Raw genomic sequence first — 20806 nt, forward strand, 5'->3', positions numbered from 1 at the left:
TTAAAAATTTGCATTAAGTCCGAAACTAACAATTCTTGGGTTTGGATATCCGCTAGAATTCACCCCAAACTGAGTTGCAGATCCTCCAAATTCTGGTGTAAATCCATTTACACGATCCCATGTTTTAAGATTTTGAATATTTACATACAATTTTAAACCTTCTAATTTAAATTGTGAAATTAGATCTTTATTAAAATTGTATCCCAATTGTACATTTCTTATTCTAAAAAAACTTCCATCTTCTATCATATAGGTAGAATTTTCACGGTTGTATGCTGTACCTGAAAAACTCCTTGGCTCCCAGTTAGATGTCCCTGGACCCGTCCAACGATCGAGTCTTTCTTCTCGATAATTGAAAGGTGCAAATGAGTTTCCATTACCCCAGCTTCTAAACACTTCATTACCATACACTCCGTAAAAATCAGCATTCATGTAAATCCCTTTATATTCCGCACCCACACTAAAACCATATGTAAAGTCTGGTGTAGGATTACCTATCATTGTTCTATCATCTGGAGTAATTTTCCCGTCACCATTAATATCCTTATATTTAAAATCACCTGGTCCTACATCTCCTATTGTTGAAGCTGGAGACCCTAAAATATCTGCATACGATTGATATAATCCTTCAACAACATACCCGTAAAACGCACCTGCTGGTAAACCTGCACGAAATATAGAGGGTCCGTCAAATGTTGTATAGCCTTCAGATAATGTTGAAAGAACTTTTGTTTTTGTCGTAGTTAAATTACCATTAATATAATAACTGAAATTCTCAGAAATATTATCTTTCCATCCTGCTGAAAATTCGAAACCTTTAGCTTCCATGGAACCAGCATTAGAATAAAATATATTTCCAGATCCACCATCTGTTCTTGTAATTATACCATCTGTCTTCTTATTATAGTAGTTAGCATCTAAAGATAACTTTCTGTTTAATAGCATTGATTCAAAACCAAATTCATAAGATTTTAAATGTTCCCAAGATAAATTAGGATTTGTAACAAATTCAGGAATATAGGCAGGATATATATTACCATTAAAAACCCCAGTTCCTCCTTCAATATACGTAGGATATCCATAGTATCTACCACCAGCAACAAACTGGTTACCCAAATCTCCATAAGATCCCTTAAGTTTTAAATAATTTAGGAAACTTATATCTTTCATAAAATCTTCTTTGGTGACTTCCCAAGCTGCACCTACAGACCAGAAATTATCAAATCTGTTTCCAGGAGAAAGATATGCAGAGCCATCTCTCCTGATTGATGCATTAAGCATATATTTATTAGCAAAACTATACAACATTCTACCGAAATATGAAGCTTGTTTCTCTGTATATCCTGTCGTATTAACCGTTTTGGTAGCAGTATCTACAAAGTCCGAATTTAGATACCAAAATCTCGGGTCGTTAGGAATCTGACCAAACGGATTAGACAAACTTCCTCTTGCAGAACCATTCATGCCTCTAATTTCACGGTTTATTGTTTCAAAACCAGCCATTAAAGTTAGGTCATGACTTCCGAATTTCTTTTTATAGGTAAGTAATTGATTTTGCTGAAAACTCATGTCACGATTTTCAAATTGTCTAATTCCAGTTAATAAATTACCAGAATAGGGAGCTGCAGTATTTGTTTCTGTAATATACACATTAAAAACAGGAGTATACCCTCTTCCGTAACCATTTCTGTAATTTACGAAATAACTGGATCTGAAAGTAAAGTTTTTAAAGAAATCAAATTCAAAATACATATTTGGGTTAAACTGAATGTCTTTATTGATTTGGGTATTTCTCATCCCTTCTACAACAGCTAGAGGATTACCAATTTGTGCTGCCCCTAATTGTTGAGGTAAAGAATTGTATAATCCATAAAATTCACCCGGTATTAAATTGATAGGACTAACAACAGGAGTAGCATTTAAAGCAGAACCGAAACTGCGAAGCTGAGGGAGATTTGCATAAGAACCTGTTAAGCCAAAACCTGCCCTTACAGAATTTGAAATTTTCAAGTCATCATTAAACTTAAAAGTCATTCTATCATATTTCTCGTTTTTGATAGAACCATCTTCAGATTGATAACCAAAGGAGAAACTCATTCTGTTTTTCTCACTACCATTTGAAATTGTAATATTGTGCTGATTTATAATACCTCCCTTTTTAGCAATCTCATCTATCCAGTTAGTATTTGCAGTAAATGGTGAAAAATTGTATGGAGCTGATCCTTGATTCGTAAGATCTTCATTATATAAAGTTCTGAAACCTTGCGCATCTGTTAAGTCAGGTCTGTTATCAAAAGATTTTACTCCAATTGAAGAGTTTAAGCTTATACTAGTTCTTCCGGTTTTTCCTCTTTTAGTAGTAATAATAATGGCTCCGTTAGCTGCTCTACTACCAAAAATCGCAAGAGATGATGGATCTTTCAAAACCTCCATTGATTCTATATCTGCAGGATTTACAAAATCAATATTATTTGCAAAAGCACCGTCAACAATATAAATAGGATTTACACCATTAATTGTAGCAGTACCTCTAATTCTTACATCCGCTTGTGAACCCGGTTGTCCTGAGTTTACGATAGATAAACCTGCAACTTTACCTTGTAATGAGTTCAATGGGTTAGATGCTGGCTTATCCGCAACTTCTCCACCTTCTACTTTAACAATTGATCCTGTTAGATCACGTTTCTTTGCTGTACCATATCCAATCATCACCACCTCCTCTATTTTCTGCTCTTTTGGGAGCGTGTCCTGAGGAGTAGTCTGTCCATTAACGTTCATTCCGAAGTAGAGAACGGCAATAAGACAGGAATACTTTAAATTAGTTTGTTTCATATAGTTTAATTTTATCTTGTTTTCTTTAATGTCATTCACTTTGTTATGTTCAAAATAAGACATTATCTCAAAAATAAAAAAATTTACGAAAGATGTTAATGTTTCTTAAAAAAAATTTAATAATTCAATTTCCGTTATGTTATTGATAACCTATAAGCCATTTTAACTATTTATTTTTTAATTTATAATAATTATTTTATCAATTTCATATCATATTTTTTTTCATTTTTTCATAATGAAGCAATAAAAATATCCAAAAACAACAGCAAAAACCCTTTTTTGGAACTTTCAGTCAAAAAGGCATTAAATTTGTCTTAAATTTTAGCTTGAAAATCTCATTACCCAAGTTTTTACTGTGAGGTTTATTATATTAACTTTGGAATTTAAAAGAAAACAGTAAACTCTTATCATTTATTTTAACTAAAATAAACTTACTATGAAAAAATATATTTTTGCTGCAATCATCACTTTTAGTACAGCAGCAGTAATCACTACAAGCGTTCAGTCATGTTCTACGCTTGCTACTACAGACTTAGGTTTGGCAGTTATCAAAAGAGTTTTACTGGGCGGCATCAATAAAGGAGCGAATATTTACGGAAACAAACAAGCTTTTCTCCAAAACAATCTTGTAGACAAAGCTTTACCAAGCGAATTAAGAAACATCAATTCAACGCTTGAGAAAATTGCACCTGCACTTGTTGCCAAACAAAGAGAATATATTGCCGAAGCCGCAGCTTACACCGTACAGATATCAAAACCTATTCTGGAAAACGCTGTTAACAGTCTCAACGCACAGGATGTAACCCGCATTATTCAGGGAGAAAAAGGGACTGCCACTTTAATTTTAAAAGAAAAAACTCAAGCACAGCTTATTCAGGCAATTGCACCAAGAGTTGAGCAGGAACTCAATAAATATGGCATTGTAAAAACGATCAATACGGCTCTTTCGGGAAGTAATTTATTGGGAAGCCTTTTAGGAGGAAATACAAATAATGTCAACGCAGGCGGACTGAGCATCCTGGCTTCCGAACAGATTGTGAACGGACTTTTCAACATTATTGAAGACCACGAAAAGCAGAACTCCGCAACCCTTCTAGGGCCTTTCGGAAAAAAATAATTTTTACTATCTTTAAATATGGAAATATTACAAGGAAATAACCACGCAAGTCCTGAGGATTTTTATAATTCATTAAAGGAAAAACTGGAAAACAATCATGATTTTCCGGAAGATTATCTGTTCAAATTCATCATTCCGACCGATGAGGCAAAGATTACAGAAATCTATAAAGTTTTCGACGGCATCAAATTCACCATGAGTAACCGTGAAAGCAAAAACGGCAAATATACCGCCTGCAACATCAATGCTTTTGTTCTGGATGCAGATCAGGTAGTATTTATTTATCAGGAAGTGGCGAAAATTGAAAATGTTATTTTGTTATAGAATAAAGTTTCAAGTAACAAGGTCGGCAATTGCCGGCCTTTTTTAATTAAACTATCGGCAATGATATTTTTCACTTACAAAAGATTAATATTTCCAGTAAATCATTATATTTCACAAAAAAACTCAGCGGTCTGCTGAGTCATTATTTACGATGGTTTTTCACCCTCCTTTAGTTCCGAATTTTTTGCTGCTTTTACCAGCTCGTTGGTATCGCTGTAAAGCATTTGCCAACCGGTAACATCTTTCATTGCCGTTAAAAGACCGAGGTACGTTTTCAGGTTTTTCTCAAGATCTTTCCGGATGGCACTTGCACTCGTCATTTGTCTGAGGTCCGCATTGGCTTCTGCCTGATCTGCAAACTGTACTTCAAAATCTTCGTGCTTGGTTTTCATATCTGCGAAAGCCGTAGTTAAGGAAAGAGCTGTTATTTTCTGTGTGTTTTCGGGAGTTTCCAGTTCTTCGATCAGCTTTTTCATCTGTGCGGTTTGTGAAGAATAACTTAAACGATCCAGATTCAGCCCGAATGTCTTGAAGATACCGTACAAATCCTCCGCCAACTGATAATTGGGTGCGGAAGAGAGCTTTCGGTACCCGTTAAGAAAAGCTTTCAGATCAGTATAAGCGACATCCCTTTCGTGGTCTGCCGTGGCAACGTCTTTTCCTTTTCCGCTGTAGATTTGTTTGGTGTAGACCTGATCATACTCGATGTAGGAAGCCTGCAAAGCTGCGGTAAGCGGATGATTGGTAATCACAGGATATTTTCCTGACTGAATGTTGGAAATAATTCTCTGAGCCAAAGTTGCAAGGTCTTTCGTGCTCAGCTTTGTAAGTGCAATTTTCATACGTTTGCGTTTTTAATTAATAATTTAAGAATCAAATATATAAAAATTTGAATATGCTTTAAAGATTGTAGTGATTTTTAACGCAAGGTTCGCAAATATTTTTTCATTACTAAATGCTTTTAAGGTTCGCAATGGCGTTCTACTCAGCAAAGAAATACTAACGAAATCTTCTGTGATTACAAACAAGCTTGTTTTAAACCAACGGATTGCTCCGGAAGTTACAAACAGGTTTGTTTTAAACTAGAAAAGTTCTCCGAAGGTTTCCCGCAATTTGTTGGAGACTACTCGCAATTGCAGGAGGTTACAAACAAGATTGTTTTTAATAAAATGCGGATGAATAAGGTTGGTTTTAAGGTTATTGCAGATGCTGTGGTTTTGATTGGGAATGATTTTTTTTGTTTTTTTTCTATTGTTTACGGGAACACGTAATCGGAGTTTCATTATAATATTTATCTTTGAAAACTAAATAATAAAGTATGAAAAAAACATTTACTCTCTTTGTTATCTTACTGTCAATTTATAATTATTCTCAGGTTGTCGTGAGAGGCTATTACAGAAAGAACGGCACTTATGTTCAGCCACATGTAAGAACTGCACCAAATTCAACTATTACGGACAATTATAGTTATAGGGGTAATTACAACCCAAATACAGAATACACTACAAGTTCTTCGAGAACTTCTTCTCCAACAACTTATAATTATTATAATAATTCTTCTTCATCTAATTATGATAAAGAATTGGTAAATGGTTATTATCGAAATGATGGAACTTATGTAAGTGGATATTATCGTACGAAAAGATCAACAACGACAAGTTCTCCTACATCCAGTTACCAATATTATAACAATTCAAATAATTATATCCGTTCTACGAAAAAATACGTAAATACAACTAATGTGAATTTAAGAACTGCACCAAAGGTTTCCGACAATATTATTGAAGAACTTGCTTTCTCAGATGAAGTAATATCTATAAAACAAGTAGGATATTGGGACAAGGTTCAAGTAAAAAGATATTTGCCCAATACAAATAGCTATTCTACAATAAATGGTTTTATAAACAGTAGATACCTGACACCTTCTGTAAAAACTGAAGATACTTACAACAATAACTCTAGAAGCAATGATTCAAAATACTTTAGAGTAAACGTTGATAAAACTTATTTTTGCAATACTCCAAACATTAAAGACGCTAGAAAAGCATATCTAATTTATGACACAGTTATTTATGCCATTGCAGAATCAAAATACTTTATTTACATAGAGTTTACAAATACTTTAGGGCAGACCAGTATTGGATGGATATTAAAAGATGATTTAATTAGAGAGTAATCAAACAATTTATTATGGATAGAAAAATTTATTTAGTGATGTGTTTTTTATTTTGTACAATGTTTTTTGGTCAATCTATGGTAGGTTACACTTATAATGAAGTCGTTAATAAGTATAGTAACGAAAATTTAAGACCTATGAATAGTATTTGGATAGGTGGTTCTGAAATAAAATCCTTGTTACTAGAAAGGCAGAATTATAGAGTTACGTATACTTTTGATCGAAATAATATTTGTAGTACAAGTTTAATTTTAGTTAAAAATAAGGAAACACTTCAAGAATTTATTAATTTTTATAATGAAAGGTATACAAATGTAGGGTCTGATAATTGGGTTAGCGAAAAAAACATTCTTTGTATAAAGTTATTTAATAAAGGAACAGTTCCGACTTTTCAAATTAAGGACTGTAGCAATTAAATCCTTTAGAAAGCAAAATTGGTTTTTATACAAAAAAAAATCGGAAAAAAACCTGCCTCGCAGCAGGTTTTTCTATTGAGTTACTATGGACAAGGCAAAAATTAAAAACGAGTGTTGTTGCAGACATTTACTGTAACCACCCCGTCAATTCGCCTTTGGCGAATCGCCACCCCTCCAATGGAGGGGAACCTGTGCGAAAACAGCACCTTATTTCTGACAAAGTTAATCTCGCCATTTTATCTTTAAACAAAAAAAAGACGTGTGGAAATTCCCCTCCTCCGGAGGGGTGGATTAATTTTCAAAAGAAAATTAAGACGGGGTGGTCAGTTCCATTTAGAAAAAAACGTAAATTCGTTCAAAATAAAAACACAAATGTTAGAAAAGCAGATATTAACACACATCAACGGCATTATTATCTACCGAAACTTTGTCGAAAACCTGCCTTACAATCCGCTACTCATACCTTTAGCAAAAGAAAAAAGAAAACTGGGAATTTTATCAGAAGTCTTGTTTTGGAAACAGGTCCGAAATAAAACTTTTCACCATATTGATTTTGACAGACAAAGAATTATAGGAAACTACATTGTTGATTTTTACGTAAAAACATTGGGCTTGGTCGTTGAAATTGATGGGACAAGTCATGATTTTAAGCAGGAATATGATCTGCGAAGAACCGGGTTTCTGGAAAGTCTTGGACTGAAAGTTTTTAGAATGACCGATTGGGATGTAAAGCAGAATTTGTCTACAGCCATAAAAGAACTTGAGAGTTTTATTATTGAAAATTATAGCTAAAACTTCTTTGAATGAAAAGGGTGATTTGATTCGTTTTTACATAACCACCCCGTCAATTTCGCTTTTGGCGAATCGCCACCCCTCCGTTGGAGGGGAATTTTTAATCAAAGAGATTTTCATCCACAAAATTCGGGAGCGTCACCTTCAAATTCGGTTCTGCTTCCATGGCTCTTTTGATAGCGAAAACAGCGCCTTCATTTCTTGCCCAGCTTCTTCGGGAGATTCCGTTGTTGACATCCCAGAACAGCATGGATTTTAATCTTGTGTCGGCATCATCGCTTCCGTCCAATAACATCCCGAAACCACCATTGATGACTTCGCCCCAACCAACGCCACCTCCATTGTGAATAGAAACCCAGGTTGCCCCACGGAAACTGTCGCCAATTACATTATGGATCGCCATATCTGCCGTAAATCTCGAACCGTCATAAATATTGGAAGTCTCTCTGTACGGCGAATCTGTCCCCGAAACATCGTGGTGATCTCTTCCCAAAACCACCGCTCCGATTTCTCCGTTGGCAATAGCTTTGTTGAAAGCTTCAGCGATCTTCATTCTTCCTTCTGCATCGGCATATAAAATTCTTGCCTGCGAACCGACCACCAGATTGTTTTCCTGTGCGCCTTTAATCCACTGAATATTGTCTTTCATCTGCTGCTGGATTTCTTCAGGAGAAGTTTTAATCATTTCCTCTAAAACCTGACAGGCAATTTCGTCTGTTTTCTGTAAATCTTCCGGTTTTCCGCTGGCACAAACCCAACGGAACGGTCCGAAACCATAATCGAAACACATCGGTCCCATAATATCCTGAACATAAGAAGGGAATTTGAATTCTCTTCCCAATGTAGGATGATCTGACATTACATCAGCTCCGGCTCTGGAAGCTTCCAGTAAAAAGGCATTTCCGTAATCGAAGAAATAGGTTCCTTTTGCTGTATGTTTGTTGATGGCTTCTGCGTGTCTTCTCAGACTTTGCTGAACTTTTTCTTTGAACAGCTCAGGGTTTTCCGCCATCATTTTGTTGGATTCTTCAAAGCTTTGTCCTGCAGGATAATAACCTCCCGCCCAAGGATTATGAAGAGAAGTCTGGTCACTACCGATATCAATTCTTAAATTTTCCTGATCAAATTTTTCCCAAACCTCCACAATATTTCCAAGAAACGCCAGAGAAACCGATTCTTTATTTTCCTGCGCTTTTCTCACTCTTTCTACCAATTCATCCAGATTTTCGTGGATTTCGTTCACCCATTTCTGATCGTGACGGATTTTGGTAATTTTAGGATTCACTTCTGCACAAACGGTCACACAACCTGCAATATTTCCTGCTTTTGGCTGCGCTCCGGACATCCCGCCTAATCCTGAAGTAACAAACAATCCGCCTTTTGGCTCTTTATTGATTTTTCTGAAAGCATTTAAAACCGTAATCGTGGTTCCATGCACAATTCCCTGCGGACCGATGTACATATAACTTCCCGCTGTCATTTGTCCATACTGTGAAACACCCAACGCATTAAATTTTTCCCAATCATCGGGTTTAGAATAGTTAGGAATCACCATTCCGTTTGTCACCACCACTCTTGGTGCATCTTTATGCGAAGGAAACAATCCCATCGGATGTCCGGAATACATCACTAAAGTCTGCTCATCCGTCATCTCAGACAGATATTTCATCGTTAAAAGATACTGCGCCCAGTTAGAGAAAACGGCTCCGTTTCCGCCATAAGTAATCAGTTCGTGCGGATGTTGTGCCACCGCATAATCCAGATTGTTCTGAATCATCAACATAATTGCTTTTGCCTGTTCCGATTTCCCAGGATACTCTGCAATATCTCTTGCTTTCATCTCGTAATCCGGACGGAAACGGTACATATAAATTCTTCCGTATTCATCAAGCTCTTTTCTGAACTCCTGAATTAATTCTGTATGAAATTGGGATTCAAAATAACGTAAAGCATTCTTTAACGCTAGTTTTTTTTCTTCTTCCGATAAAATTTCTTTTCGTTTCGGAGCGTGATTGATATTGGTTTCGTATGGTTTAGGTTGTGGCAGCTGGCTTGGAATACCTTGCTGTATTTGCTCTTTGAAAGTCATAGTTGAGTTTAAAATTCTTTGGTTGAATGCTGAAATTAAAGTTATAAAATCAAGGTTTTAAAGATATAAAGAAAATTCTATCCGTGAAAATTGCAACCCCAGCTTATTGCTTATTATAAAAGTCTTTATTTCAAACAAAAAAGGAGAACCATTTCTGATTCTCCTGTTGGTAGCGGGGACACGACTCGAACGTGCGACCTCCGGGTTATGAGCCCGACGAGCTACCTACTGCTCTACCCCGCGGTATATTTTCTGAACGTCTACCGAAAACGTTATGCTTAGTAGCGGGAACCGGACTCGAACCGATGACCTTCGGGTTATGAGCCCGACGAGCTACCTACTGCTCCATCCCGCGATATATTTTTCGCACTTTAAAAGTGACCTTTGTAGCGGGGACACGACTCGAACGTGCGACCTCCGGGTTATGAGCCCGACGAGCTACCTACTGCTCTACCCCGCGATATTGGACTGCAAATATACGAATAATTCTCAAAATTGCAAGTTTTTCTTTTAAATAAGGCATATTCTTTGATTCGGTGTAAATATTCGTACATTTGTTTATGGCAAAAATTTTAAAAATATATCCAGACAATCCTCAGGAAAATCTTATTAATGAGGTCATTAAAACATTGAACAACGGTGGACTGATCATTTATCCTTCAGATACGGTGTATGCTTTGGGCTGTAATATTTTTGACATTAAAGCAATGGAAAAACTTGCCCAGCTGAAAAAACAAAAGCTGGAAAAAGCAAAATTTTCTATCATCTGTAACGATCTGAGCCATCTTTCAGATTTTACAAGACCTATTGATACTTCTATATTCAGATTTTTGAAGAGTCACCTTCCGGGTCCGTTTACTTTTATTCTTGATGCTAACAAAAGTTTACCTTTAGCTTACAAAAACCATAAAACCATCGGGATAAGAGTTCCGGATCATCCTATTCCGCAATTAATTGTAGAAAAATTAGGACATCCTATTGCTTCCACATCCATTAAGGATGATGATGAAATCATCGAATATTCTACTGATCCCGAACTCATAGCTGAAAAGTACGATCATCTGGTTGATATTGTGATTGATTCCGGTTACGGAGACAACATAGCATCCACGATTGTAGATCTTACTTCCGGTGAGCCGGAAATCATTCGTCAGGGAAAAGGAGAAATATAGATCTGCTTTAGAAATGAGTTTAAACGGAAGATATTCTTTAGGTATAATCCTGACTTTTGTATTGCTTACTGCTTTTATGCTGTATTCAATTCCTGTCATTAATGTTTTTTTTCAGTACAAAACATTAACACCTGATTTATTTTTTTATAACAGACTTTCGCTCTGGCTGGTGTTGGTCTTGGTTCTGGTGTACAACTTCTTCATAGAAGACAGATCTTTTTTCGTTTGGGAAGACAAAAAATATTCTTCGTTGTTTTATTTGGGCGCTGTGACTGTTTTATATCTTATTTGTACCATTGGCGGTGCTTTTTTGAACAGTATTATCATGCTTTTAACGGAAGAAAAGATCAGCAAAAGACTTGCAGAGTTCAAAATCTTATTCCAAAATAATTATTTGCTTATAGCATTTACCTGTCTTACTGCGGGAGTCATTGAAGAACTGCTGATGAGAGCTTACATTCAGCCAAGAATTGAAAAAATTTATAACAGTCCGATATTAGGTGTTGTTGTTTCGGCACTTTTATTCGGAATTCTGCACAGCACTTATGGAACAATTGGCCAGGTTGCGATTCCTTTTTTTATAGGGCTGGTTTTTGCCATATCTTATAAAGTATATTCCAATATTAAAATTTTAATCATCTGTCATTTTCTTATTGATTTTATTTCTTTGATGATGATGAATCTGATCGATATTAAACACTTATCTTTACTACAGTTATGAAAATTATAACTTCTCCTGCAAAACTGATGAATGTAGACTATTCAACGGGTTTCCTTCGTTCCACAACACCGAAATTTATTGATGAAGCAGCATTAATACAATCTTATTTAAAAGACAAATCTCCGAAATATCTTTCAGAATTAATGGAAATTTCGTCTAAACTCGCTGACGAAAACTGGGAAAGAAACCAAAAATGGAAAGCCAAACCAACAGCAAAAGAGTCCTGTCCTGCCCTATTTGCTTTTACAGGAGAAGTTTACAGAGGTTTAGATGCCAAAAGTTTAGATAAAAAAGCTGTAGATTATCTTCAAAAAAATCACAGAATACTTTCCGGATTATACGGATTGCTGAAACCTTCTGACAAAGTAATGCTTTACCGTCTGGAAATGGGCAGAAATTTTGAATTTCAAGAATATAAAAATCTCTACGGTTTCTGGACAGAAAAAGTAACTGAGCAGCTTAATTCTGAGATGAAAAAAAAGGAAATTCTCCTCAACCTTGCAAGCAACGAATATGTAAAAGTAATTGACCGAAAAAAACTGAATCATCAGATGATTGATTTTGATTTTTATGAGCTGAAAGAAGGGAAACTGAAAACCATTGTTGTCTATACCAAACACGCAAGAGGTTTGGTCGCAAGATTCTGTGCCGAACAAAATGCCAAAACATTGGACGATGTAAAAGCATTTAACTATGAACGCTATAGAATTGATGAGGAAAAATCAACGGATAATCATCTTGTTTTTGTACGATGAAATTTGAAGAAATAAAAAAAGTTTTTGCTCAGAACATTTCTGATTTGTATGAAGAATCGGAAAGCCGTTTCATGTTTCAACTGTTTGCCGAAGATATTCTGGGCTGGAATACAATTCTACAAAGACAGTTTTCTGGCGAGAAAATCTCAGAAGAACATGAAAAAAAATTTAAACATATTATTTCAGAATTAAAAACAGGAAAACCTTATCAGCAGATTTTGGGTGAAACTGAATTTTACGGAATGAAAATTTTTGTGGATGAAAATGTGCTGATTCCACGTCCTGAAACAGAAGAATTGTTGGAATTTGCGATCAAAAAAATTAAAAATTCAAAGCTGAATGTCCAAGCTTTAAAGATTTTGGATATCGGAACAGGAAGCGGAGTCATTCCGTTGGTTTTAAAAAAATGTTTTACTGAAGCGGAAGTTACCTCCATTGATGTATCGGAAAAAGCTTTGGAAATTGCCAAAAAAAATGCAGAATTTTATCAGCTTAACATCAATTTCATCTATGCCGATTATCTGAATTTTAATTTTAATGAAAAATTCGACATCATTATATCAAATCCGCCTTATATCGGTATTGATGAAGAAGAGGAAATAGCACATTCGGTAAAAGGTTTTGAACCTGCAATGGCGCTATTCTCTCCTACTTCAGATGCGCTGATTTTCTATAGAAAAATCGCAGACGATGCCCAGAAATACCTGAATGAAAACGGATTATTATTCCTGGAGATCAATCAGAAATTAGGAAAAGAAACATTAGCATTATATAAAAAAAATTTCCCGGAAGCAGAATTAATAAAAGATCTTAGTGGAAATGACAGATTTGTTATGGTGAAAAAATAAAAGATAAAGATTCAGTCCCATTTTAAAATCTGATTAATGACGACAGACCTCTAAAAAGAGGCTTATCTATGAACAGCAATATCGTTTAAAATCCATTCCAGCTGCACATCTTTTTTGTCAATTATATTTTGTAGGCTTTCTTTAACTTCAACATCAGGAATAACGCCTCGATGTTTTTCTTCAAAATCAATATTGGGCTGCACCAAAAGCAAACCAATCGGAAATTCTATTTTAGAATGCGGTAATTTTTGATAAGAATAAAATCCTGCTACCGTTCCATCATGAGCTCCTCCCGTTTCTTCACCTACCAAAACAACGCGTTTATCATACTTTAACTTTGATGAAATGACAGATGAAGCCGAGAAACTGCTTCCGTTGATCAATACATATATTTTCCCTGAAAAAGTATCTTCTTTAGGTTTTGTAGATCTATTTTCTTTCATTTTATAGTATGCACCTCCATTATCGCCTTTGTAAACGCTAAAGACCTGGTAAAAAAAGTAGCCGGGGTAAGCCAAACTTTTTAAAGCATATTGCAAAGGACTGACTCTTCTGAAATAATTGGTTTTTAATGGACTCGTTTTAGAGGTTAATTCTGCCGGTTTAATGAGTACAAAAGGTTCTTTTGCAAGATAAGAATAAAGATTGTTGATCTCTGAAAGCGAACCACCGTAATTGTTCCTGATATCAATAATCAGGTGTGAGGAGTTAGCATTTTTAATTTTTGAAAATGTTTCTTTATAAAACTTCCGAGAAAAAGTTCCGGAAAAGCTCTTGATTTTCATGTATGCAATTGTACTGTCTTTGTCCAGAAACTTAAAGCTCCTGTTATAAGAATTACTGAATGCCACATAATCGTTAATCTTTTTTTCGGGAGTTCTTTTTCGGTTTACTTTTTCTTTTTCGAGTTCATTTTTATTTTTGGATTCGCGTTTCAAAACGATTTGTTTTCTTTCGCTTTCATACAATGTTTCAATTTTTGCACTGTCCAGAATTCCTTTTTCAGCAACATAAAAATTAAAGAAAACATCGTTCAGATAATAAGGCTGAAACGTAGTATTTTCGCCGTCACTATTGATTAATTGACTGTATTTTCTGATGTATTTTGAAACAGGTTCATCATTAATGCTTAAAAGCTCAGTTCCCGGTTTGATGTTTTCAATAGAATCTTTATTTTCTGTAAAATAAAGATGATCACCCTCAAGACGATACTCAAACCTTCCGAAAAGTCCTTTTTTATTTTTCAATACTTTAATTTCTTTTCTTGAAAACCTTTTTGAGGGTATTCTCAGAGAAAGATGACCTTCTTTGATCTGAGCAATTACAGGCTGTAATTTAAAATAAAACTGCACAGAATTGAGCGGTTTGTTTATCGTATTTTTAATGCTGTCAAATTTATAACCAAGTTCTTGTTTAGAAATATACCAGTAAAGCTTCGGATGAAGCTCCTGAAGTTTAGAATAAGTAAAATCTACATCTTTTCTTAGGTTTTCGGGAGAGATCATTTCCAATCTCTGTTTATTATAATTTTTCACAGAAATACAGGAAGAAAAAATGACTGCTAAAGCAATAAAAGAAAGATATCTCAAGATTAAGCGGTTTTTTAAGAATTAAAAATACTAAACTTTATCCGAAATTAAAAAAGTAAAACAGAAACTCATTCGTCAGTTAAAAAAGTTGATTACCTTTATAATGATGACTAATTACTTACTACTGTTTCATATTTAAAAAAAGCTCAAATGATTTATTTCTTTCTCATTATTGCTATACTGATTATACTAGCCTATTTTATTCTTTCATCAGAAGTTTTCGGAGCAACCCCAAAAGGAAAACGTCTGGAAAGAATCTTAAAATCAAAAAACTTCAGAAACAAGCAATTTCAGAATCAAAGTTTTACTCCACAGTTTGCAGAAGGCTATTCTATGCCCAAAGTAATGTCAGATTTTTTCTTTGGTAAGAAAGATCCTTTGCTAAAACCTGTTCAGGCTATTCCTTCAATATATTCGGATATTAAAAACCTTCCTCAAAATAAAGATGTATTTATTTGGCTGGGACATTCTTCTTACTTCTTAAAAATCGAGGGAGTTTCGTTTTTGATTGATCCTGTTTTAAGCAAATATGGTTCGCCTTTTCCAATATTTAATAAGGCTTTTGAGGGGGCAGATATATTTAAACCTGAAGACATTCCCAATATTGATTACCTTGTCATTACTCATGATCATTACGATCACCTTGATTATCCTACGGTAAAAGCAATCCGCAACAGGGTTGAAAAAGTAATTCTTCCATTGGGAGTCGGGGCGCATTTTGAAAGATGGAGATATTCCGAAGATCAGCTTATAGAAGAAGATTGGGAAACTTCGGTTCTGCTCAAAAAGCAATTTAAAATTACTTTTACACCGGCAAGGCACTTTTCCGGAAGAAAGTTTAACAAGAACAATACTTTATGGACATCCTATGTCCTGGAATCACCTTCAATTAAAATATTTTTAGGTGGAGACAGCGGGTATGACAGTCATTTTAAGGACATAGGTGAAAAATTCGGGCCTTTTGATTTAGCCATTATGGAAAACGGACAGTATAACGAAGCCTGGAAATATATTCATGCGCTACCAGAAGATGTAATTCAGGCAAGTCTTGATATTAATGCAAAAAATATCGTTCCTGTTCATTCCGGAAAATTTGCACTGGCGCTTCATCCGTGGAACGAACCGCTTAATAAGATAACTTCTTTAGCAAAAGAACACAATATCAAAATTTTAACACCAAAAATAGGCGAACTTTTAGACGTTAACAATAGTGATATGACATTTGAAACATGGTGGAAATAGCTTAATCGTGCCATATTCCTTTGTATCTTTTCGGATGATTTTCGAGTTGCTGTCTTACAAAATCGCATTCAGGATCTATCATCAGATCTTTTTCTTCGGCATAGTTTACCAGCTTGTCTAGAAGGAGCTTTGCAAAGCCGTGTCCCTCATAATTTTCATCAATTTTCGTATAATAAACATTAAGCAGTCGTCCTTTCACAGAAATAGACATATATCCAACTTTATCATTATCTATAATAAGTTGAAGTTCATCTTGATATGGCGATATTTCAAATTTAATATTATTCATAATAACTTATTTATAATGGTTGATATTGGTAATTTTCATTCTAAAAATACAAAATTTAATGAATATTTCAAACTAAAATTTGTAATTTAGATAATACATCTCAATATTATAGATTTTACTAATCACGTATTAGTTATTGATTTATTTGATCTATCAAAGAGATCATCTTTAAAAATTAAAAAAACATCTTTCACAACTGCTCTTATTTTAATTTTGAAATATTAATTGAAAATAAATTATTATGAATAACCAAGACTCGGGCAAATGTCCTTTTCCTCACGACGATTTTTCAAAGAAAAATGATCCTAATCAGGGAGAAACCATTCACAGTCAGAATGAAAAAAATCCTGTTTCTCCGGAAGCATCAGGAAACAGTTCGGGAAAATGTCCTGTAATGCATGGTGCAAATACAGGAACAGACCAATCAGTGATGAGTTGGTGGCCAAAAGCTTTAAATTTAGATATCCTCCATCAACATGATAAAAAAACCAATCCTCTCGGGGAAGACTTCAATTACGCAGAAGAGTTTAAAAAACTTGATCTTGAAGCCGTAAAATCTGATCTGAAAAACCTGATGACCGAAAGTCAAGAATGGTGGCCTGCTGATTGGGGACATTACGGAGGATTGATGATCAGAATGGCATGGCATGCTGCCGGAACATACAGAGTTGCTGACGGAAGAGGAGGTGCGAATACGGGAAACCAAAGATTTGCCCCGTTAAATTCATGGCCCGACAATGCTAATCTGGATAAAGCGAGAAGACTTCTTTGGCCCATCAAGAAAAAATATGGAAATAAATTATCCTGGGCAGATCTCATGATTCTGGCAGGAAATATGGCTTACGAATCCATGGGCTTTAAAACCTTTGGATTTGCTGGAGGAAGAGAAGATATATGGCATCCTGAAAAAGATATTTATTGGGGAAGCGAGAAAGAATGGCTGGCTCCTACAGGAAGTGAAGGAAGCCGATACTCCGGAGAAAGAGATCTGGAAAATCCTTTGGCTGCCGTTATGATGGGATTAATATACGTAAACCCTGAAGGCGTTGACGGAAATCCTGATCCTTTGAAAACCGCTCAGGATATGAGAACCACTTTCAAAAGAATGGCGATGAATGATGAAGAAACGGTTGCTCTTACAGCCGGCGGACATACCGTAGGAAAAGCGCACGGAAATGGCGACGCTTCCACTTTGGACAGTGATCCTGAAGAAGCAGATATTGAAAATCAAGGTTTTGGATGGATAAATCCTAAAGGTGGCGGCGGAAATACAGTGACCTCAGGAATTGAAGGAGCCTGGACAACCCACCCGACAAGATTTGATAATGAATATTTCGATTTGCTTTTTAAATATGATTGGGAACTAAGAAAAAGTCCGGCAGGAGCATGGCAATATGAGCCTGTAAATATTACAGAAGAAGACAAACCTATCGATGCACACAATCCTGCTATACGCAGAAACCCAATGATGACCGATGCAGATATGGCTTTAAAGGCAGATCCTGAATACAGAAAAATTTCAGAAAAGTTTCGTGAAAATCCTGAATATTTTCGGGACGTTTTTGCCAGAGCATGGTTTAAATTAACACACAGAGACTTGGGACCAAAATCAAGATACCTGGGAAACGATGTCCCTGCTGAAGATCTCATCTGGCAAGATCCTATTCCTGCAGTAGATTATACACTTTCTGATGCTGAAATAGAAGATTTAAAAACAAAAATTTTAAGTTCGGGATTAACTAAGACAGAATTGATCAACACGGCTTGGGATTCTGCAAGAACTTTTCGAGGCTCTGATTTCAGAGGTGGAGCAAACGGAGCCAGAATTCGTCTTGAGCCAATGAAAAACTGGGAAGGAAATGAGCCTGAAAGACTAAAAAAAGTTTTGGATGTTATGGAAATAATTCAATCTGAGTCAGGTAAACAAATAAGCATTGCAGATTTAATTGTTTTAGGCGGGAGTGCTGCTGTAGAACAGGCCGCTAAAGAAGCCGGCTTCGACGTAAAAGTTCCGTTTGCTCCTGGAAGAGGTGATGCTACGCAAGAGCAGACTGATGCAGAATCTTTTGCAGAACTGGAACCGTTGCATGATGCCTACAGAAACTGGCAGAAAAAAGATTATCTCGTAACTCCGGAAGAAATGATGCTCGACAAAACCCAACTCATGGGACTTACTGCGCCGGAAATGACTGTCCTGATTGGCGGAATGAGGGTTTTAGGAACGAATTTCGGCGGAACTAAACATGGTGTTTTTACAGAAAGTATCGGAGTTTTGAGTAATGATTTCTTCGCCAATCTTACTGATATGAATTACAAATGGCAGCCAACAGGTGAAAATAGGTATGACATTGTAGACAGGAAGTCTGGCGAAACAAAATTTACTGCAACCAGAGTAGATTTGGTTTTCGGTTCTAATTCTATTCTGAGAGCTTATGCTGAAGTTTACGCTCAGGACGATAATAAAGAAAAATTTGTAAAAGACTTCATCAAAGTCTGGACAAAAGTGATGAACGCAGATCGATTTGATCTGAAATAAAATTTTCCATTAATATTGCTTACCAATCCTTCATTGTTTAAACAATGAAGGATTTTTATTGAAATGAAATTCCAGTTACTTTGTTTCAAAAAATTCTTTCAGTGCTTCTATATTCTTTTTATCATTACCTATGAAAATTTGTTTGTCGGTAAGAAAAACCGGACGTTTTAAAAATGTGTAATGATTCAAAATCAATTCTTTAAAATCTTTTTCCTGTAAAGATTTTACATCCAAACCTCTAAGTTTTATCTGAGTAGATTTTTTGCTGAATAAAGATTCATAAGATTTACTTTTATCATACATTTTATCCAACTCTTCTTTTGTAACCGGTTCTTTTTTTATTTCTCTCAATTCCCAACCGGAGAGATCAAATTGTGCTAAAATTTTTCTGCACGTATCACAAGTATTCAGATAAAAAACTTTTTTCATTATATATATTTTAGATTTAAAAATGTACTTCTAATAAATTTTACATCCACAAAAATAAGATTTAATGCAAAATTTTAAAAATTATAAATACCTTTATTCAAATTAAAAAAATGGAGAACAAACCTGTTACTTTTCAGTTTATTTCAGAGCCATCAGATGTCAATTATGGCGGAAATGTTCATGGCGGAAGTGTAATGAAATGGATTGATCAGGCTGGCTATGCATGTGCTACAACCTGGAGCGGCAATTATTCTGTTACAGTATATGTAGGCGGAATACGTTTTTATGAACCTATAAAAATAGGAGAAATTGTAAAAGTGGAAGCACTGGTAATCTACACTGGCTCTTCCAGTATGCATATTTCGATCAATGTTTTTTCGAGAAATCTAAAACAGCCGAATTTTGATAAAAAAACCCACTGTATCATTGTTTTTGTCGCAGTGGATGAAAACGGAAAAAAACTTCCGGTTCCCAAATGGATTCCTATTACTGAAGAAGAAATGAAGCAGGAAGAATATGCAAAAAGACTGATGCAGCTCAGAACTCAGATTGAGGACGAAATGAAACCGTTTTTGTAATGGAAAGAAAAGACTTCATCAAACTTTCATCATTGGGTATTCTTGGCTTATATTCATGCGGAATTTCAAACATTATGACCACCAAAGAAACATTAGCAATACAACTTTACACCATTCGGGATGCTGTTTCACAAAATCCGGAAAAAGCCTTGGAAAAGCTGGCACAATTAGGATTCAATCAACTTGAAATATATGGTTATGACGGTTTGTTTTTTGGGAGAAACCTCAACGAATTTAAGCAAATTCTGAACAATACAGGACTGAAAGTCATCAGTTCACATCACACAACAGGAATTGTACACCCAGGTAAAGGCAGCTTAATGACCAATTGGGAGCAAACCGTAGAAGATCTGCAATCTTTGGGTACAAAATATATGGTGTGCTCGTACCTTTTTCCTGAAGAAAGAACCGTTGACCATTACAAAAAACTTCCTGATTTGCTTGAAAATTCAGGGACAGTTACACAAAAAGCAGATATTCAGTTTGCTTATCATAATCATGATTTTGAGTTTGATTCTTTTGATGAAAAAGGCAATGCTTATGATTTCATTTTGAGAAATACCTCATCAGATAGGGTAAAAATGGAACTTGACCTGTACTGGATCGCAAAAGCGGGACTCAATACTGTAGATTATTTTGAAAAATATCCAGGTAGATTTCCTTTGTGGCACATAAAAGATATGAAAGCTGGAAATAACGATTTTACTGAGATAGGAAACGGAACTATTGACTTTAGAAAGATTTTCAGATATAAAGAAAAAGCGGGATTGAAGCATTGGTTTCTGGAACAGGATTCCAGCGATAAAAACATTTTTGAAAGCATTGCCATCAGCAAAAAATTTATTCAGCAAAACAGTTTTTTTGATATGAAATAAAAAAGCCAGAACACAATGTCTGGCTT

At 35.3% G+C, this 20806-nt stretch carries 19 protein-coding genes and 3 tRNA genes; 13 read left to right on the plus strand and 9 right to left on the minus strand.

Annotation, left to right across the window (positions count from 1 at the left end; translation table 11 throughout):
* A complete protein-coding gene (locus FOL89_RS08180) occupies positions 1-2832 on the minus strand; it encodes a SusC/RagA family TonB-linked outer membrane protein (protein WP_144282338.1) in 2832 nt (943 codons plus the stop codon).
* A 436-nt stretch (positions 2833-3268) separates the two neighbouring features.
* Here FOL89_RS08180 and FOL89_RS08185 point away from each other — a divergent pair, with 436 nt between their 5' ends.
* Positions 3269-3949 carry a DUF4197 family protein gene (locus FOL89_RS08185; RefSeq protein WP_144282339.1) on the plus strand — a complete coding sequence of 227 codons (681 nt, stop codon included), beginning with the start codon at positions 3269-3271 and terminating at the stop codon, positions 3947-3949.
* Positions 3950-3967: 18 nt separating this feature from the next.
* On the plus strand, positions 3968-4273 hold the full coding sequence (locus tag FOL89_RS08190) for a DUF493 family protein (protein ID WP_130913624.1): 306 nt from the start codon (positions 3968-3970) through the stop codon (positions 4271-4273).
* A 146-nt stretch (positions 4274-4419) separates the two neighbouring features.
* Here FOL89_RS08190 and FOL89_RS08195 read toward each other — a convergent pair whose 3' ends face one another.
* Positions 4420-5115: a DUF6261 family protein gene (locus FOL89_RS08195; protein WP_144282340.1), complete on the minus strand. Its 696-nt coding sequence runs from the start codon at positions 5113-5115 to the stop codon at positions 4420-4422.
* A 476-nt stretch (positions 5116-5591) separates the two neighbouring features.
* On the opposite strand from FOL89_RS08195, the gene FOL89_RS08200 reads away from it, so the two are divergent.
* The 3 genes from FOL89_RS08200 (at position 5592) to FOL89_RS08210 (ending at position 7657) form a co-directional block, all read left to right on the plus strand.
* Positions 5592-6449 carry an SH3 domain-containing protein gene (locus FOL89_RS08200; RefSeq protein ID WP_144282341.1) on the plus strand — a complete coding sequence of 286 codons (858 nt, stop codon included), beginning with the start codon at positions 5592-5594 and terminating at the stop codon, positions 6447-6449.
* Positions 6450-6463: 14 nt separating this feature from the next.
* The gene (locus FOL89_RS08205; protein WP_144282342.1) at positions 6464-6865 is read left to right on the plus strand and encodes a hypothetical protein; all 402 of its coding nucleotides are present in this window, start codon (positions 6464-6466) and stop codon (positions 6863-6865) included.
* Between the two features lie 372 nt (positions 6866-7237).
* Entirely contained in the window at positions 7238-7657 is a 420-nt protein-coding gene (locus tag FOL89_RS08210) for an endonuclease domain-containing protein (protein ID WP_144282343.1), read from the plus strand.
* Positions 7658-7757: 100 nt separating this feature from the next.
* On the opposite strand, the gene FOL89_RS08215 is transcribed toward FOL89_RS08210, so the two are convergent.
* The 4 genes from FOL89_RS08215 to FOL89_RS08230 all read right to left on the minus strand — a co-directional run bounded on the left by FOL89_RS08215 (position 7758) and on the right by FOL89_RS08230 (position 10206).
* Complete coding sequence (locus FOL89_RS08215; RefSeq protein ID WP_144282344.1) at positions 7758-9746, minus strand: urocanate hydratase; 1989 nt, start codon at positions 9744-9746, stop codon at positions 7758-7760.
* A gap of 167 nt (positions 9747-9913) precedes the next feature.
* Positions 9914-9989: transfer RNA gene (locus FOL89_RS08220), tRNA-Met, on the minus strand.
* Positions 9990-10028: 39 nt separating this feature from the next.
* A tRNA-Met gene (locus FOL89_RS08225) sits at positions 10029-10101 on the minus strand.
* Between the two features lie 32 nt (positions 10102-10133).
* Positions 10134-10206: transfer RNA gene (locus FOL89_RS08230), tRNA-Met, on the minus strand.
* Positions 10207-10306: 100 nt separating this feature from the next.
* On the opposite strand from FOL89_RS08230, the gene FOL89_RS08235 reads away from it, so the two are divergent.
* From FOL89_RS08235 to prmC, 4 genes are read left to right on the plus strand one after another with little or no spacing between them, the layout of a single operon-like run.
* Positions 10307-10918 (plus strand): L-threonylcarbamoyladenylate synthase, encoded by a 612-nt coding sequence (locus FOL89_RS08235; protein ID WP_144282345.1) that lies wholly within the window; start codon positions 10307-10309, stop codon positions 10916-10918.
* Positions 10919-10931: 13 nt separating this feature from the next.
* Positions 10932-11639, plus strand: coding sequence for a CPBP family intramembrane glutamic endopeptidase (locus FOL89_RS08240; protein ID WP_144282346.1), 708 nt, complete (start codon positions 10932-10934; stop codon positions 11637-11639).
* On the plus strand, positions 11636-12394 hold the full coding sequence (gene yaaA, locus FOL89_RS08245) for a peroxide stress protein YaaA (RefSeq protein WP_144282347.1): 759 nt from the start codon (positions 11636-11638) through the stop codon (positions 12392-12394). The genes FOL89_RS08240 and yaaA overlap by 4 nt, the downstream gene beginning before the upstream one ends.
* Complete coding sequence (prmC, locus tag FOL89_RS08250; RefSeq protein ID WP_144282348.1) at positions 12391-13242, plus strand: peptide chain release factor N(5)-glutamine methyltransferase; 852 nt, start codon at positions 12391-12393, stop codon at positions 13240-13242. Before yaaA ends, prmC begins: the two co-directional genes overlap by 4 nt.
* A gap of 62 nt (positions 13243-13304) precedes the next feature.
* On the opposite strand, the gene FOL89_RS08255 is transcribed toward prmC, so the two are convergent.
* Positions 13305-14831, minus strand: coding sequence for a S41 family peptidase (locus FOL89_RS08255; RefSeq protein ID WP_228444881.1), 1527 nt, complete (start codon positions 14829-14831; stop codon positions 13305-13307).
* Positions 14832-14981: 150 nt separating this feature from the next.
* Between FOL89_RS08255 and FOL89_RS08260 the strand changes: the two genes are divergently transcribed.
* Complete coding sequence (locus tag FOL89_RS08260) at positions 14982-16073, plus strand: MBL fold metallo-hydrolase (protein WP_144282349.1); 1092 nt, start codon at positions 14982-14984, stop codon at positions 16071-16073.
* Position 16074: 1 nt separating this feature from the next.
* Here the strand turns inward: FOL89_RS08260 and FOL89_RS08265 are convergent, their stop codons facing one another.
* The gene (locus FOL89_RS08265; RefSeq protein WP_144282350.1) at positions 16075-16362 is read right to left on the minus strand and encodes a GNAT family N-acetyltransferase; all 288 of its coding nucleotides are present in this window, start codon (positions 16360-16362) and stop codon (positions 16075-16077) included.
* Between the two features lie 241 nt (positions 16363-16603).
* Between FOL89_RS08265 and katG the strand changes: the two genes are divergently transcribed.
* Entirely contained in the window at positions 16604-18898 is a 2295-nt protein-coding gene (katG, locus tag FOL89_RS08270) for a catalase/peroxidase HPI (RefSeq protein WP_144282351.1), read from the plus strand.
* Positions 18899-18973: 75 nt separating this feature from the next.
* Here the strand turns inward: katG and FOL89_RS08275 are convergent, their stop codons facing one another.
* Entirely contained in the window at positions 18974-19327 is a 354-nt protein-coding gene (locus FOL89_RS08275) for an arsenate reductase family protein (protein ID WP_144282352.1), read from the minus strand.
* 110 nt (positions 19328-19437) lie between these two features.
* Here FOL89_RS08275 and FOL89_RS08280 point away from each other — a divergent pair, with 110 nt between their 5' ends.
* Together FOL89_RS08280 and FOL89_RS08285 are read left to right on the plus strand one after the other, a co-directional pair.
* Entirely contained in the window at positions 19438-19905 is a 468-nt protein-coding gene (locus FOL89_RS08280) for an acyl-CoA thioesterase (protein WP_144282353.1), read from the plus strand.
* Complete coding sequence (locus FOL89_RS08285; protein ID WP_144282354.1) at positions 19905-20780, plus strand: sugar phosphate isomerase/epimerase family protein; 876 nt, start codon at positions 19905-19907, stop codon at positions 20778-20780. The genes FOL89_RS08280 and FOL89_RS08285 overlap by 1 nt, the downstream gene beginning before the upstream one ends.
* The last annotated feature ends 26 nt before the right edge of the window (positions 20781-20806 follow it).

This window comes from Chryseobacterium echinoideorum (genome assembly GCF_007474535.1).
In the GTDB taxonomy this organism is placed as follows: Bacteria; Bacteroidota; Bacteroidia; order Flavobacteriales; family Weeksellaceae; genus Chryseobacterium; species Chryseobacterium echinoideorum.